The 15,257-nt window shown below is 68.6% G+C and carries 11 protein-coding genes; 5 read left to right on the forward strand and 6 right to left on the reverse strand.

The window, feature by feature from the left end:
* Window positions 1-598 precede the first annotated feature (598 nt).
* From IR155_RS09195 to IR155_RS09215, 5 genes are all read left to right on the forward strand, one after another.
* Window positions 599-1,504, forward strand: coding sequence for a type III PLP-dependent enzyme domain-containing protein (locus IR155_RS09195; protein ID WP_135114537.1), 906 nt, complete (start codon window positions 599-601; stop codon window positions 1,502-1,504).
* Between the two features lie 549 nt (window positions 1,505-2,053).
* Complete coding sequence (locus IR155_RS09200) at window positions 2,054-3,226, forward strand: dipeptidase (protein ID WP_135114538.1); 1,173 nt, start codon at window positions 2,054-2,056, stop codon at window positions 3,224-3,226.
* Window positions 3,223-4,611, forward strand: a complete 1,389-nt coding sequence (locus tag IR155_RS09205; RefSeq protein WP_167760749.1) for an NtaA/DmoA family FMN-dependent monooxygenase — start codon at window positions 3,223-3,225, stop codon at window positions 4,609-4,611. The genes IR155_RS09200 and IR155_RS09205 overlap by 4 nt, the downstream gene beginning before the upstream one ends.
* Before the next feature lie 45 nt (window positions 4,612-4,656).
* Window positions 4,657-6,225: an ABC transporter substrate-binding protein gene (locus IR155_RS09210; protein ID WP_135114540.1), complete on the forward strand. Its 1,569-nt coding sequence runs from the start codon at window positions 4,657-4,659 to the stop codon at window positions 6,223-6,225.
* 136 nt (window positions 6,226-6,361) lie between these two features.
* On the forward strand, window positions 6,362-7,918 hold the full coding sequence (locus IR155_RS09215; protein ID WP_135114551.1) for a hydantoinase/oxoprolinase N-terminal domain-containing protein: 1,557 nt from the start codon (window positions 6,362-6,364) through the stop codon (window positions 7,916-7,918).
* Window positions 7,919-7,941: 23 nt separating this feature from the next.
* Here IR155_RS09215 and IR155_RS09220 read toward each other — a convergent pair whose 3' ends face one another.
* The 6 genes from IR155_RS09220 to IR155_RS09245 all read right to left on the reverse strand — a co-directional run bounded on the left by IR155_RS09220 (window position 7,942) and on the right by IR155_RS09245 (window position 15,224).
* Window positions 7,942-9,324, reverse strand: a complete 1,383-nt coding sequence (locus tag IR155_RS09220; RefSeq protein WP_167760750.1) for an NtaA/DmoA family FMN-dependent monooxygenase — start codon at window positions 9,322-9,324, stop codon at window positions 7,942-7,944.
* The gene (locus IR155_RS09225; RefSeq protein WP_209306761.1) at window positions 9,321-10,484 is read right to left on the reverse strand and encodes a dipeptidase; all 1,164 of its coding nucleotides are present in this window, start codon (window positions 10,482-10,484) and stop codon (window positions 9,321-9,323) included. The genes IR155_RS09220 and IR155_RS09225 overlap by 4 nt, the downstream gene beginning before the upstream one ends.
* Before the next feature lie 40 nt (window positions 10,485-10,524).
* Entirely contained in the window at window positions 10,525-11,418 is an 894-nt protein-coding gene (locus IR155_RS09230; protein WP_167760751.1) for an oligopeptide/dipeptide ABC transporter ATP-binding protein, read from the reverse strand.
* 50 nt (window positions 11,419-11,468) lie between these two features.
* Complete coding sequence (locus tag IR155_RS09235; RefSeq protein ID WP_135114543.1) at window positions 11,469-12,431, reverse strand: IS481 family transposase; 963 nt, start codon at window positions 12,429-12,431, stop codon at window positions 11,469-11,471.
* A gap of 112 nt (window positions 12,432-12,543) precedes the next feature.
* The gene (locus tag IR155_RS09240; RefSeq protein ID WP_209306762.1) at window positions 12,544-13,584 is read right to left on the reverse strand and encodes an ABC transporter ATP-binding protein; all 1,041 of its coding nucleotides are present in this window, start codon (window positions 13,582-13,584) and stop codon (window positions 12,544-12,546) included.
* Window positions 13,585-13,673: 89 nt separating this feature from the next.
* Complete coding sequence (locus IR155_RS09245) at window positions 13,674-15,224, reverse strand: ABC transporter substrate-binding protein (protein ID WP_135114544.1); 1,551 nt, start codon at window positions 15,222-15,224, stop codon at window positions 13,674-13,676.
* Window positions 15,225-15,257: the final 33 nt, after the last annotated feature.

Genomic DNA, 15,257 nt, shown 5'->3' on the forward strand with positions numbered 1-15,257 from the left:
GGCGCATATGCCATCTCGTGCGGAACTCTGGCGGGCCGCTGTGCGGCCGAGCCGGGAACCCGCCTGGACCTACGTCGATGCACTTCCACAGCGCTCGGGGATGCGGGCGCGGATCGCTCCGAGGAGCCGAGGCCGGCGCCGGTGCGGTCTCGCTCGTGTAGCTCACGATGTGTCCACTCGGCGAGTCATGGTGAGCTGGCTGCGAGTCCCCTCGGCGGTGGTCAGCGCGCGGATCGTGAGTGGCGCATCCAGACCGCGACGTCGTCGTCGGGAGGATTCGAGAACAGCGCGCGCAACGCGCGCCAGGCGTATCCGAGCGCGGAGGGTGATGGCCGTGCGGGCCGTGTCTCTGTTGCTCTCTGGTTTCTGTGACTCACGAGCCGTGCGCTTCATCCGATCCGCATACACGCGCCCTGTCGTTTGTGTGGATGCCGTCGCGCTCTGCGTCGATCATCGTGCCAGCGTGATATGGCGCGTTGTCAGAGTCAACAGCTGGTCGCCGATTGTCGATTGCCCGTAACATGCCGAGCTTCCCGGCGGGACCTCATGCGGTGCCGCGCCCGGGGAGCGTCGATCCTCGCACGATCAGGCGGCAATCATGCTGCTCGATGCCGGACCCGGCTGCCCCGGTCTCGATGCCGGCGACGAGCAGCTCCGCAGCCCGTCTGCCGGCGAGGGCACGTCGGTGTGGGGATTCACCGTCGCGACGCCTCGGCAGGCGATGACGCTCGCATCCTGGGGCGCCCCACGGATCCTGCACGCCAATCTCCTCGTCGATCCCGCGGCGATCGCCTGGGTCGCAGAGACGGCGCTCGTGGACGATCCGGCCTTCCGGTACCTTTGTCAGGCGGGCTCCGTGGCGGCGGTCGAGCTGCTGGACCCCGAGCTCTCCCGGCTGCGTCCGTCGCGGCGTCTCGACGTGCTCGTGGAGCTGGGATACTCGGGTGGCCGAACCGGTGCGCGGTCGGTCTCCGACGCGCGGGCCGTCGCCGAGGCGATCACCGCGACGTCCACCCTGCAGTGGGCCGGCGTCACGGCGTACGAGGGCCTCGTGGGCGGCGAGATCGACGAGGACCGATACCCGATCGGCGCGGTGCACCTGCTGAGGGGAGTCCGCGAGACGGTCGAGTGGGGGCTCGCCGCCGGGCGCTTCGCGGACGTCCCGATCGTCTCCGCGGGCGGAAGCGCGTACCCGGATCTCGTCGCCAGAGATCTGGGCGAGGGCTCCGGATGGTCGGCGCCGGTGACGGTCGTCCTCCGCGCCGGCTGTGCGCACATCCACGACCACGGCCTCTATGACCGGATCTCGCCGTTCGGGTCGGTGCGCGGTGGCGGCGAGCTCCGCGCGGCGCTCGAGCTGCGCGCCCGCGTGCTCTCGGCGCCGGAACCAGGACGCCTGATCCTGGGGTTCGGGCGCCGAGAGGTCCCGACGGACGACCGCCTCCCGGTGGTGCTCGGCGTGCTGGATGCTCCGGGGGCGTCCACGAGCGGGTGGACGGTCTAAGCGGTCAATGACCACCACGCGTTCGTCAGCGTCCCCGCGGGCGTGGCGCCGGCACCCGGGACCGTGATCCGGCTCGGCATCAGCCACCCCGTGCGGTGCGTTCGACCGCTGGCGCCGCATCCCGGTGCTCGACGACGACGGCGCGATCATCGGCGAGCTCACCACCGAGTTCTGACGGCACCGCTGCGGCGTCGGTCAGGAGGCTGCAGGCGTGCCCTTCCAGTCGCTCAGCACGTGCTCCAGGTGAGCCGCCATCGCGCGGCCATGCTCGGGCAGAGCGCCATCGTCCATCCGTGGCATCAACCAGGCACCTCCGTCCCGCACTTCTCATGCCATCCTCGGAGCCGTGACGCTCGCGCTTGCCGCTTCGGGATCCGAGACACATCCTCGCGGAATTGCCGGAGACCAATCCCCAGCTACGGGCGTGTTTGTAACAGGACGATTCGTGGCGGTTACCTGTCGGAAATGGGAGATCCGTAACGTAAAGCTCGGCTGCGACGACTACCCGCGCAGTGTGGAGCAGTTCTCAGACATCGAACGGATCATCGCGTGAGCTTTCCGGCAGCGGCCACCAGCAGCAGTGTCGTCCGGGAGGTGCTCGCCGATTTCCCGATCTTCGACGGTCACAACGACCTGCCTTACGCCGCGGGAGTTCAATACGGCCTCAGTGTCGAGGCGACCCGGATCGATCAGGGCAATCCGAGGCTTCACACCGACATCCCGAGCCTGCGCGCCGGCGGCGTGGGTGCGCAGTTCTGGTCGGTGTACACCGACTCGACGCTCCCGGAGGCGGAGGCGACCTGCCAGCTCCTCGAGCAGATCGACTTCGTCTACCGCTTGGTGAAGACCTATCCCGACACCTTCCGGCTCGCCCGCACCGCGGCCGACATCCGTGCCGCGTGGGCGGAGGGGAAGGTCGCCTCGCTGATGGGCGCGGAGGGCGGCCATGCGATCCGCGAGTCGCTCGGCGTGCTCAGGATGCTCCGCCGCCTCGGGGTCGGGTATCTGACCCTCACCCACAACGACAACACGGCCTGGGCCGCGTCGGCCACCGGTGAGCCCGTCGAGTACGGGCTCACCGACCACGGCCGCGCGATCGTCGCGGAGATGAACCGCATCGGCATGCTCGTCGACATCTCGCACGTCGCACCGTCGACGATGAGGGACGCGATCGACGCCTCGTCGAGGCCGGTGATCTTCTCCCACTCGTCGTGCCGCGGTGTCGCCGACCACGTGCGGAACGCGCCCGACGACGTCCTGACCAGCCTCGCCGGCAACGGTGGCGTCATCATGATCACTTTCGTCCCCAGCTTTGTCAACGAAGCCGCGGCCGAGCATGTCCGCATCGCGCGCGCGAAGCGCGAGGAACTGGGGCTCGACACGGCGATCGCGCAGCCAGGGAGGCCGGCCCCCGAGCCCGATCCTGCTGCGGTGGCGGCCTTCGACGCATGGGCGGCCGCGCACCCGGCGCCGGTGGTCGGCATCGGCGACGTCGTCACGCACGTCGAGCACGCCCGCGAGGTCGCCGGCATCGACCACATCGGCATCGGCAGCGACTTCGACGGCGTCCCCGCCGGTCCCGAGGGTCTCCGGCGCGTGTCCGACTACCCGCGCCTCCTCGAGGCGCTCGAGGACAGGGGCTGGTCGGCCAACGACCTGAAGAAACTGACGTCCGGGAACATCCTGCGCGTCATCGAGGAGACGGAGGTCGAGTCCTGGTGAACGGGCATCGCGATGGACAGCTGTACTTCAACGCATTCGTGCAGGCCACCCCGGGGCACCACTACGCCGGGACGTGGGCGCTGCCAAGCGTGCGAGAGCACCGCTACAACGATCCGAAGACCTGGCGCCAGCTGGGCGCGACGCTGGAGAAGGCGAAGTTCGACGGTGTCTTCGTCGCCGACACCATCGGCCTGCTCGGCACCTTCCGGGGGAACCACGACTACCAGATCGAGCACGCGGTCGAGTTCCCGCACACTGACGCGATCATCGTCGCCACGCTCATCGGCGCCACGACCGAGGATCTCGGGATCTTCTTCACCAGCTCGATGATCCAGAACCACCCCTTCGAGTTCGCGAGGCTCGCCTCCGCGGTCGATCAGATGACGAACGGACGCGCCGGCTGGAACGCGGTCACGTCCGCGCTGTCGAGCTCATACCGGAACGTCGGCTGGGACGACGTTCCGAGCCGCGAGGAGCGCTACGCCCGCGTCGACGAGTTCATGGGGGTCTGCTACAAGGCCTGGGAGGGGTCGTGGAGCGACACCTCCGTGCTGTTCGAGGTCGAGAGCGGCCGCTACGCCGATCCGTCGCAGGTGCGCCGGATCGACCACAGCGGGCATTACTACACCTCCGCCGGCCCTCACGCCTCCGAGCCGACGCCGCAGCGCACCCCGCTCATGGCGACGGCGGGCGGCTCGGCGTTCGCCGTGGACATGGCGGCGAGGCACGCCGAGATGATGCTCTCCGCCCCGCGGAACCCCGCCGAGGCGCGCGACATGCGCAAGGCGCTCGACCAGAAGCTCATCGAGTACGGTCGCAGTCCGGAGGACGCGGTCCTCTTCCAGAACATGCACTTCGTGGTGGGCTCGACGCACGAGGAGGCCGAGCGGAAGGCCGCGGAGATCGCCGAGTACATCGACCCCATCGGCGGTCTGCTCATGAGCGGCGGCATCGCCAACCTCGACCTCGGCATGTGGGATGTCGACGAGCGGTTCAAGGTCACGGATGCGCCGGCGGCGTTCCAGGCGCACTTCGGCCCGCGGATCGCCGCCATAGGAAGCCCGGAGACGATCACGATCCGCGAGCTCACCGGCTTCGGGACGCCGAAGGTGGGCTTCGCCGGCACGCCGGAGGAGATCGCGGACGAGCTCACGGTGTGGCGGGACCACGGCATCGGCGGGGTCAATCTCGGCGACTACGCGTTTCACGGCATGTACGAGGACTTCGTCGATCACGTCGTGCCGGTCCTCCAGGAGCGAGGGCTCATGCAGCGCGAATACACACCCGGCACGGTCCGGCAGAAGTTCTTCGGACAGGGCGATCTGCTCCCGTCGAGCCACCGCGCGGCGTCGCATCGGTGGTGGGACGCGACGTCCCCGGCCTGACCTGCACCACCCACCTGCAGCACTGACCAGAAAAGGAAGAATGACATGCGCACAGCAATGCGTGCGGGCGTGGTAGGCGGCATCACGGCGGCCGCGCTCGTCCTCGCCGCGTGCTCCGGCGGCTCCACCGGAGGCGCTGACGGCACATCAGCCGACGCCGAGAACGACGTGATCACGGTCGCCTACGCGGACGGCGGCACCTCGATCGACCCGCCCGCCACCTACGGCGGCACCGGCCTGTCGATCCTGCTGTACAGCTACGACATGCTCGTGGACTACAAGACCGAGAACGGCGAGTTCGTCGACGGCGAGTACGTCCCCTCCGTGGCCACGAGCTGGGAGACCTCGGAGGACGGCCTCACCTGGACCTTCCAGCTCCGCGACGACGTCGTCTTCCACAGCGGCAACCCGCTCACCGCCGCCGACGTCGAGTACTCCTTCGACCGCGGCGTCGAGGCGACGCTCTGGAACGTCGCGAACTACGACGACACCGAGGTGATCGACGACCACGCCGTCGCCGTCCACCTCGTGGAGCCGAACCCCTCGCTTCTCGGCTACCTCGCCCAGAGCGGCTTCGCCATCATCGACAAGGTCGAGGCCGAGAAGGCCGGCGACGCCGATGCGCAGGCGGCCTTCCTCGCGACGAACAGCATCGGCTCCGGGCCCTACATCCTCGACTCCTGGGACTCCTCGACCGAGGCGAAGCTGCACGTGAACCCCGACTACTGGGGCGAGGTCCCGACGATCGAGAACGTCACGATGCGCTTCATCCCCGAGCTCTCGACGCAGATCCAGCAGCTGAAGTCGGATGACGTCCAGCTCATCTACGGCGTGCCGTTCCAGAACATCGACGACCTAAAGGCCACCGACTCGCTCGTCGTCGAGGAGTACCCGTCGGCGACGTCGAACTTCATGGCGATGAACAACACCTCCGACGTCTTCGACGACGCGAGGGTCCGCCGGGCGCTGGCCTACGCGACCCCGTACGACGACATCATCGACGCGGTGCTCATGGGCCACGGCGTCCGCGATCAGTCGCCGCTGTCGCCGCTCACGCCGGGATACGACGTCTCGGTCTCTCCGTACGAGTACGACCTCGACACGGCGCGGGAGATCCTCGCGGAGTCCGATCTGCCGGACGGCTTCGAGTTCAGCGCGCTCGTCTCGAACGCGAACACGCTCGGCGGCCAGGCCGCGCTGCTGATGCAGGAGTCCTACGCCGAGATCGGCGTCAGGATGAACATCGAGACCGTCACCGCGGCGCAGCTGACCGAGCAGCGCCCCACCGCGGACGCGAACTTCGGCGCCTGGCTGTCGTACGTGAACCACCCGTTCTACCACCTGGGCTTCCTGATCGAGTCTTCGAGCTACACGAACTACGCCAAGTACTCGAACCCGGAGGTCGATCAGCTCATCGCCGAGGGCGAGTTCCTCTCCTTCCCGGAGGCGAACGAGACCTGGTCCGAGGTCCAGGCGCTCATCGCTGAGGACTCCCCGTGGATCACGCTGTACTCGGAGAACGCCTCGGTGGCCTACAGCGACAGGATCGACGGGTACGTCACCGGATACGTCGATCAGCTGATCCGCATCCAGGACCTCTCCTACGCCGAGTGATCCTGTGAGCGGTGCTTCCCGGTCGGGCTACGGCCCGACCGGGAAGCGACCCGTCTCGCCGGTGCCGCGGGCGGGGGCCGACGCCCGGCTGGATCGACGCCCGTCGGCAGGGCGAATCGAAGGAGTCGAATTGCGCATCGGCATCGGCATCGACGTCGGCGGCACGAACACCGACGCCGTCCTCATGGACGGCAACACCGTCGCGGGCTGGGTGAAGGCGGCCACCACGGCCGACGTGTCGTCCGGGATCCACGCCGCGCTCGCGGAGCTCGTCGCCGTCACGTCCCACGATCCCGCCGCGGTCACGCGCGTCATGATCGGCACGACGCACTTCATCAACTCGCTGGTCCAGGCGCGCGGGCTCTCCCCGACCGCCTGCATCAGGCTCGGCCTCCCGGCCACGAGCGCGCTGCCGCCGATGACCGCATGGCCCGCGGACGTCCGCCAGGCGCTGAACGGTCAGGCGTACCTCGTCCACGGCGGCAACGAGTTCGACGGGCGCAGGATCGCCGACCTGCAGCCGTCGGAGATCGCGGCGGCGTGCGAAGACCTCGCGGAGAAGGGCATCCGCTCGCTCGCGATCTCGAGCGTCTTCTCGCCGATCAGCGCGGGCTTCGAGCTCGAGGCGGAGGCCATCGCCCGGGAGGTGCTCGGGCCCGGCTTCCACATCTCGCTCTCCCATCGGATCGGCCGCATCGGCCTGCTTGAGCGAGAGAACGCGGCGATCATCAACGCCGCGCTGCGCGAGATGGCGGTCGGCGTCGTCTCCGGCCTCGTCGACGCGGTCACGGACGCCGGGATCGACGGCGCCATCTACCTCAGCCAGAACGACGGCACCCTCATAGACCTCGACACCGCGCGGGAGTACCCCGTGGCGACCTTCGCCTCGGGGCCGACGAACTCGATGCGCGGCGCCGCGATCCTGTCCGGCCTGAGCGACTGCGCGGTGATCGACGTCGGCGGCACCACGAGCGACATCGGCGTGCTCGGCGGCGGCTTTCCGCGTGTGGCCACGACCGACGTCGAGGTCGCCGGCATCCGCCCCAACTTCCGGATGCCGGACGTCCTCTCCCTGGGCATCGGCGGCGGCTCGCACATCGCAGACGGCGGGGCGTCCGTCGGGCCCCTCTCCGTGGGCTATCTGCTCCCGCACAGGGCGCTCGTCTTCGGCGGGGACACGCTCACGGCGACCGATGTCGCGGTCGCCGCCGGTCGCGCCGACGTCGGCGACGGATCGCTCGTCGCGCACCTGGACAGGAGCATGGTCGCCGCCGCGCTCGAGACCATCGCCCGCCGCGTCGCCGAGACCGCCGACCGGATGCCCACGTCGTCGGAGCCGATTCCCGTGCTCGGAGTGGGCGGCGGGTCGATCCTGCTACCCGACGAGCTGCCGGGCTTCGGCTCGATGATCCGGCCCGAGCACTTCTCGGTGGCGAACGCCGTGGGCGCTTCGATCGCGCAGGTCGCGGGCGAGATCGACCGGGTGTTCGTCATCCAGGGGTCACGCGGGGACGTCATCGAGGCGGCGAAGCAGGAAGCCCTAGACAAGGCGGTCGCCGCCGGCGCGGAACCGGGAAGCGTGCAGCTCATCGAGTTCGACGAGGTGCCGATCCCGTATCTGCCGGGCGACAACGTGCGCATCCGTGCGAAGGCGGTCGGCGACCTGGCCGCCGTGCCCGGCGAGATCGTCTGACGTCCCGCTCGCCGGCGGAGCGGTCACGCCCACCAGCGGTAGGCGGCCGCCGGGTGGCTCGACGGAAGCCGGTCGCCCTCGCCGAACACCTTGTTGCGCAGGCTCCCCCGGGTGTACTCGCGCTGCATGAGGCCGCGCTCCTGCAGGACGGGGCAGAGGTGGTCGACGAAGTCGTCATAGCCGCCGTGGAAGGCGTAGTCGCCGACATTGCAGCCGCCGAGGCCGGCGTCACGCCACTCCTCGAGCCGATCCGCGATCTCCTCCGGAGTGCCGGCGAAGACGAGGTCCTTGAGCGTGTGCTCGGGGAAGCCGGTCAGCTGGCCGATGGTGACGACGTCCGGGTTCCCGAGCGCCTCGAGCTGGCGGGCGAAGTGCGCCTTCATCCGCGGCTCGTCATCGATCCGGAAGGGCTCGTCGTAGGGCCGCATGCCGAGGTCGAGGCTCGCGATGCCGCCGAGCACGACCAGGTCGCTGAGCGGGTCGATGTAGGAGAAGGTCTCCTCGAGCTTGCGCATCGCCTCCTCTCGCGTGGAGCCGATGACGAAGTGCGACATCTGCATGAGCTTCACGCTCTTCGGGTCGCGCCCGTAGGAGCGCAGCTTCGCATCGAGCATGCGCTTCGTGTCCTTGAGCACCTCGATGCTGGGCGCCGCGGTGAGGAAGAGCTCGCCGTGCTGTGCCGCGAGGTCGATCGCGTAGGTGGAGCCGCCCGGCGTCGCGAGGAATGGAGTGCGCTGCGGCGACGGCTGGGACTGATGCGGCCCTTCTGTGGAGAAGGATCTGCCCTTGTGGTCGATCTTTCGGATCCTCGAGGGATCGGACCAGACGCCGGTCTCGACGTCGGCGATCACCGCGTCGTCGGCCCACGAGCCCTCCCAGAGCTTGTACACGACCTCCAGGAACTCGTCCGCCCGCGCGTATCGTTCCTCGCGAGAGGGCAGGGCGTCGTATCCGACGTTCTTGAAGGAGTTCTCGAGCGCCGAGGTGACGACGTTCCACCCCATCCGGCCGTCGACGAGGTGGTCGAGCGTCGAGGCCAGCCGGGCGAACTCGAAGGGATGGTTCTGGATGAGCGACGAGGTGAAGATCGCCGAGAGGTTCTCGGTCGCGGCCGCCATCGCCGTCGCGACGATGATCGCGTCGTTGTTCGGGAAGAGGAAGCCGTGCGACATCGCGTGGTCGTGGCTTCCGCCGAACGTGCCGCCGAGCCCGAGGCCGTCGGCGATGAACACCGCGTCGAAGCAGCCGCGCTCGAGCGTCCTCGCCATGTCCGTCCAGGTCTTGAGCTTGAGATAGCTGCGGTCGCGGACCGCGGGGAGTCGCCAGGTGCCGTCGAAGTGATGGCCGGGGGTGAGCTCGGTGAACGCGTTGAACACGAGCTGGCCGTCGCGGTGCGCGGTGCTCACCAGGAGCTCACCTCCGAGGCCTCGACCACTCGGAGGATGTTGCCGGAGGCCAGCTTCTTGAGATCCTGGGCGGACCAGCCCTTCGCCGTGAGCGCCTCGAAGAGGCGCGGGTAGTCGGACACGCGCTGGAGACCCTCGGGACCGGCGGGGATGCCGTCGAAGTCGCTGCCGATGCCGATGTGGTCGATGCCGGCGACCTCGCGGGCGTGCTCGACGTGCGTGACGACGTCGTCGATCCCCACGGCAGGCGCGGGGTTCTCCGCGAGCCACGTCTCGTACGCCTCCGCCTCGCGGGACAGCTGGGGGGCGCCGTCCGCCTCGGGCTTGAGCGGATGGCGCAGGCCGAGCTCTTCGCGCTTGGCCTGCGAGGCATTCCAGTGCTCGCCGGCGGCCTCGTTGATGAAGAACGGCACGAAGGTGATCATGATCACGCCGTCGTTGGCCGCCAGCGCCTCGAGCACGCCGTCGGGGGCGTTGCGCGGGTGGTTCGCCACGTCGCGGCAGGAGGAGTGCGAGAAGATCACCGGCTTGGACGAGGCCGCGAGCGCGTCGTACATGGTGTCCTCGTGCACGTGGGAGATGTCGACCAGCATGCCGATCCGGTTCATCTCCCTGACGACCTCGCGACCGAAGTCGGTGAGCCCGTAGTCGGCGTCCTCGCCGGTCGCCGACTTCGCCCACGTGGTGTTGTCGTTGTGGGTGAGCGTCATGTAGCCCACGCCGAGCTGGCGCAGCATCCGCAGCACGCCCAGCGACTCGCGGATCGAGTGGCCGCCCTCGGCACCCATCAGCGAGGCGATCCTGCCCGCCGCCCAGGCGGAGCGGATGTCCGCGGCGGTGCGGGCGATCTGGAAGGTGTCCGGGTAGGTCTTCTCCAGTCGGTAGACGAAGTCGATCTGCTCGAGCACCTGGCAGACGGCCTCCGGTTCCGGCAGGTGCGAGGGCACGTACACGGACCAGAACTGAGCGCCGACGCCGCCGGCCCGAAGGCTCGGGATGTCGGTGTGCAGCGCGTCGTTCCCTTCGGCGATCCGCGCCGCGACCGGGTCCTCGCCGTAGCGGCCCCTGGCGGTGATGGGGAGGTCGTTGTGGCCGTCGAAGACGGGATACTCCGACAGCACCTCCCTGACCAGGTCGCTGTCGGTGATCGGGGCGAACATGTCGTCTCCTCTGGGGTCGGTGGGTCCGGGCGAATCGCGTTCAGGCGTACATCGCGGTGCCGTCCGCGGCGACCCGGTGGCAGGCGACCCGGCTGCTGTCCGGCAGGATCTTCAGCTCCGGTCGGTCGGTGCGGCACTGGTCGAGGACGAAGGGGCAGCGGCTCGCGAAGGGGCAGCCGGTGACGCGCGTGTGCTGCAGCGGCGGCTCGCCGGTGAGGCGGATCTTCTCTGTCTCCTGCACGTGCACGGACGGGAGCGCCGACTTCAGCGCGACGGTGTACGGGTGCCGCGGCGCCTCGAAGGCCACCTTGACGGGCGCTTCCTCCATGATCTGCCCGAAGTACAGCACGATGACGCGGTCGGCGATGAACTGGATCACCGAGAGGTCGTGCGAGATGAAGATGGTCGCGACGTCGTGATCGCGCTGGAGTCGCTTCATCGAGTTGAGCACCTGCGCCTGGACGGACACGTCGAGGGCGGAGACGGCCTCGTCCGCGACCAGCACGCGGGGCCGCGCGATGAGGGCGCGCGCGATCGAGATGCGCTGCCGCTGACCGCCGGAGAACTCGTGCGGCAGCCGGTCGAGGTGATCGGCGTTGAGGCCCACCGACTCGATCGCCTCGACGACCATCTCCCTGATCTGCGCACGCGCGACCCCGCGGGCGACGAGCGGCTCGGCGAGCGAGCGGCGGATCTTCCAGCGCGGGTTCAGCGAGCCGTACGGGTCCTGGAAGACCATCTGGTTCTCGCCGACGTCCTTCGACCGGCTGCCCGACACGGCCTCCGAGTCGCGGCCGTAGGATATCTCGCCGATCACCTTGGGCGTCATGCCGAGCACGGCGCGGCCGATCGTGGACTTGCCTGATCCGGACTCGCCGACGAGGCCGATGGTCTGGCCCCGTCCGACGGTGAAGCTGACGTCGTCGACCGCCACGACCTTCTTCCCTCCCGGCAGGTCGAACTCGACCGAGAGCTTCGTGACCTCTAGCTGTAGTTCCCCGTGAGGTTGTGAACGCGTGAGGCCGGGGTCTGGCCGCCGAGGGCGGTGTGGGGTCGGTGGTGATTGTAGTGATGCAACCAGGCCGGGAACGCGGCGACGCGAGCGGCTTCGTTGGGGTAGAAGCGGGCGTATGCCCATTCGTCCTCGGCGGTGCGGTTGAGGCGCTCGACCTTCCCGTTCGTCTGCGGCCGGTAGGGCCGCGTTCGACGGTGCTTCACTCCATTGCCGAGCGCATCTCGGAAGGCACGTGAGCGGTAGCAGGCGCCGTTGTCCGTCATCACCGCAGTGACCGTGATCCCCGCATCCGCGAAGAACGCGCGGGCGCGGATCCAGAACGCTGCAGCCGTCTCCTTGCGCTCGTCATCGAGGATCTCCGAATACGCCAACCGGGAGTGGTCGTCGATCGCGTTGTGGACAAACGCGTAGCCGACACCGCGCTGTCGGTCCCGGTTGCCTGCCGCCCGGCCGAGGGCGCGGTGCCCGCCGCCTTCGGGGATGCGCCCCTGCTTCTTGATGTCGACATGGACCAGCTCGCCCGGCCGCGACGCCTCGTAACGGATCGGCTTGGGCTTGCGGACCGGCAGTCCGGTGAACCGGTCCAGGTGCTTGAGCAACGGCATCCCGTAGCGGGCCAGGACCCGCCCGACCGTCGAGCGAGCCAGGCGCAGGTGATACGCGATCCGGTGAGGCCCCCAACGACGGGTGAACCGCAACGCGATGATCCGCCGCTCCGTCCGCCGTGACAACTGATGCGGCGACAACACCGGCCGAGACGACCTGTCGGTGAGCGGCTCGCCCGCGGCGTAGCGTTTGGCCCACTTCGACGCGGTCGCGGGCGAGCAGTTGAACCGTTCCGCTGCCCGCCGGATCGTCCAACCGGCATCGACGATCGCGGATGCGAGGCGACGACGCCCTTCCGGCGTCAAGGGAGCGTTAGCGTGAGTCACGAGGGCCTCCGTTGTGACGTAGTGAGTGTGGTAACCCACATCGTCCCGGAGGCCCTCGCCTCAGCTCACACGTTCACAACGTGTCGGCGAACTACATCTAGCGCGTTCGTCATCAGACCGCCACCTCCAGCTTGCGGTCCACCCGGATGCAGCGGGCGGCGTGGTCGCCGCCGGTCGGGATCAGGTCGATTGGGGCCATGCGGCATTCCTCGATGGTGAACGCGCAGCGGTCGGCGAAGCGGCAGCCGGTGAACCGGGTGCCCGGGCGCGGCACGGTCCCGGGGATCACGGGGAGCTCCTCGGCGCCGATGTTCATCTCCGGCAGGCAGCCGAGCAGCGCCTCGGTGTACGGGTGCTGCGGATCGGCGATCACCTCGCGCAGGTGGGAGCTGCGCTCCACGATCTGGCCGGCGTACATGACGAGTATCTCGTCGCACGACTCGGCGACGACACCGAGATCGTGGGTGATGAAGAGGACCGCGGCTCCCTCCTCCTTGCAGAGGTCGACGATGAGGCGGAGGATCTCGGCCTGGATCGTGACGTCCAGCGCGGTGGTCGGCTCGTCGGCGACGAGGACCTTCGGCTTGCAGGCCATCGCCATGGCGATCATCGCGCGCTGACGCATGCCGCCGGAGAGCTCGTGCGGGTAGCGGTTCATGAATCCCGCGGGGTCGGCGATGCCGATGCGCTTGAGGAGGCTCCAGGCCCGCTCGGTCGACTCGGTCGTCGTCAGGCCGAGGTGCAGCTTCATCGGCTCGACGATCTGCTCGCCCACCGTGAACGCAGGGTTCAGCGAGGACATCGGGTCCTGGAAGATCATCGAGATCCACTTGCCCTGCAGGTCGCGGAGCTGCTTCTTCGAAAGCTTCAGGAGGTCTTTCGCGCCGCCGTCGAGGAGCACATCGCCCTCGACGAGCGCCTCGTGCTTCTGGAGCAGTCCCATGAGGGCGAGGGAGACCGTGGACTTGCCGCAGCCCGACTCGCCGACCAGGCCGCAGATCATGCCGGGCTTGAGGTCGAACGAGACGTCGTCGACGGCCTTCGTGAGCTTGCCGCCGGATCCGTGATACGAGACCGAGAGGCTTCGGACGCTGAGCACCACGGGTGCTTCGGTGAGGGTGCCGCGGCTCATGGTGACGGTGCTGGTGCTCATCGGGCTGTGCCTTTCCGTGTCCATGGACGGGGGTGGTGAGCGGGAGCCGGTGCCCCTCGGCCGACGGCCGAGGGGCACCGAGGTGGCGGCTACTCGGCGTAGTGCAGGTCCGCGATGCGCAGGAGCTGGTCGACGTAGCCCGTGTAGCCCTCCAGGGACCTGTTCACGCCGACGGTCGCGTTCTCCGTGAAGAGGTTGATCCACGGCGCATCCTCGGCCACGAGGGCCTGCAGCTGGGTCCACTTCGCCTGCGCCTCATCGCCTTCGAGGTACTGCGCCTCATCCATGAGCGCGTCGACCTGCGGGTTGCTGTAGTGCGCATAGTTCGCCGAGCCCTCGGAGTGGATGAGGAAGCCGAGGTGGTACCGAGGCAGGTTGATGAACGACAGCCACGAGCCGAAGATCGACTCGGCGTCCATCCGCTGCTCGGACAGCTGCTGCGAGGTCACGGTGGAGATGTTCATCGTGACGCCGACCTCGGCGAAGGACTCCTGCATGAGAGTCGCGGCCGTGGAGCCGAGCGTGTTCGAGTTCGCTACGAGAGTCGTGAACTCGAAGCCGTCGGCGTAGCCCGCCTCCTCGAGCAGCTCCTGGGCCTTGTCGAGGTCATAGTCGTAGGGGTACACGTCGCCGTCGTAGCCGGGCGTGATCGGCGAGAGCGGCGATTTGTCGCGCACACCGTGCCCGAGCAGTGCGCTCTCGACGATGTCGTCGTACGGGGTCGCATAGGCGAGCGCCTGTCGGACCCTGACATCGGTGAACGGCTCCGTCGTGTTGTTCATCGTCATCCAGTTCGTGTTGCCGGCCGGGACTTCGATGACGCTGACGGTGTCGCTCGACGCGAGATCCTCGATGTTCTGGAACGGGATGTTGTAGATGAGCTGGACGTCGTCCTGCTCGAGCTGCTGGATCTGGGTCGCCATCTCGGGCACGAAGCGGATGGTGACGTTCTCGATCGCTGGTCCTTCGCCGAAGTAGTCGGGGTTCGCGTGCAGCTTCGCCTCGGTCGCGGGGTCCCACGAATCGAGGATGTACGGACCGGTGCCCGCGGTGTTCGTGTCGAGCCAGGTGTCCTGAGCGGTGACGTCGCCGACGGCCTCCACGGTCTCCTGGTCGAGGATCGACATCGAGTACATGCCGATGTAGTCGAGCAGGCCGGGGTTCGCCTCCGTGAGGTTCACGTCGACGGTGTAGTCGTCGATGACGACGACGTCCTCGATCTTGCCGAGCTCCCAGAAGGTGGTGCCGATGCCGCGGTCGAGGGAGAACTTCACGTCGGCGGCGGTGAGCGGATTGCCCGACTGGAAGGTGACGTCGTCACGGAGCGAGAAGGTCCAGGTGAGGCCGTCCTCGGAGGTCGTCCAGGACTCCGCGATCGACGGGTCGTATTCGCCGGCGACCATCTGGCCGTCCTCCGCGTGGTACTTCACGAGGGTGTCATAGGTGGCGAGCACGAGGGAGTCGGCGGTGAGGCCGAGCGCCTGTGAGGGGTCGATGGAGACGCCGCCGTCCTGGAAGGCGATCGTGACCACCGAGGGTGTGGCGGTGCCGGCTTCCGTGCCCGCTGAGGTGCATCCGGCGAGCGCCAGCACGGCCGCCGCGAACACGGCGACCGCGGCAGTGCGGAGAGGGGTGTGCATTGGCTGGTTCCTTTGCGGGGGTTACTGCAGGGC

The sequence above is a fragment of the Microbacterium paludicola genome, assembly GCF_015235415.1.
In the GTDB taxonomy this organism is placed as follows: Bacteria; Actinomycetota; Actinomycetes; order Actinomycetales; family Microbacteriaceae; genus Microbacterium; species Microbacterium paludicola.

Bases quoted from the DNA above. Each gene is read 5' to 3' on its own strand.
- IR155_RS09240 (WP_209306762.1), bottom strand. From the start codon at position 13,584: ATGAGCACCAGCACCGTCACCATGAGCCGCGGCACCCTCACCGAAGCA.
- IR155_RS09195 (WP_135114537.1), top strand. From the start codon at position 599: ATGCTGCTCGATGCCGGACCCGGCTGCCCCGGTCTCGATGCCGGCGAC.
- IR155_RS09245 (WP_135114544.1), bottom strand. From the start codon at position 15,224: ATGCACACCCCTCTCCGCACTGCCGCGGTCGCCGTGTTCGCGGCGGCC.
- IR155_RS09225 (WP_209306761.1), bottom strand. From the start codon at position 10,484: ATGTTCGCCCCGATCACCGACAGCGACCTGGTCAGGGAGGTGCTGTCG.
- IR155_RS09210 (WP_135114540.1), top strand. From the start codon at position 4,657: ATGCGCACAGCAATGCGTGCGGGCGTGGTAGGCGGCATCACGGCGGCC.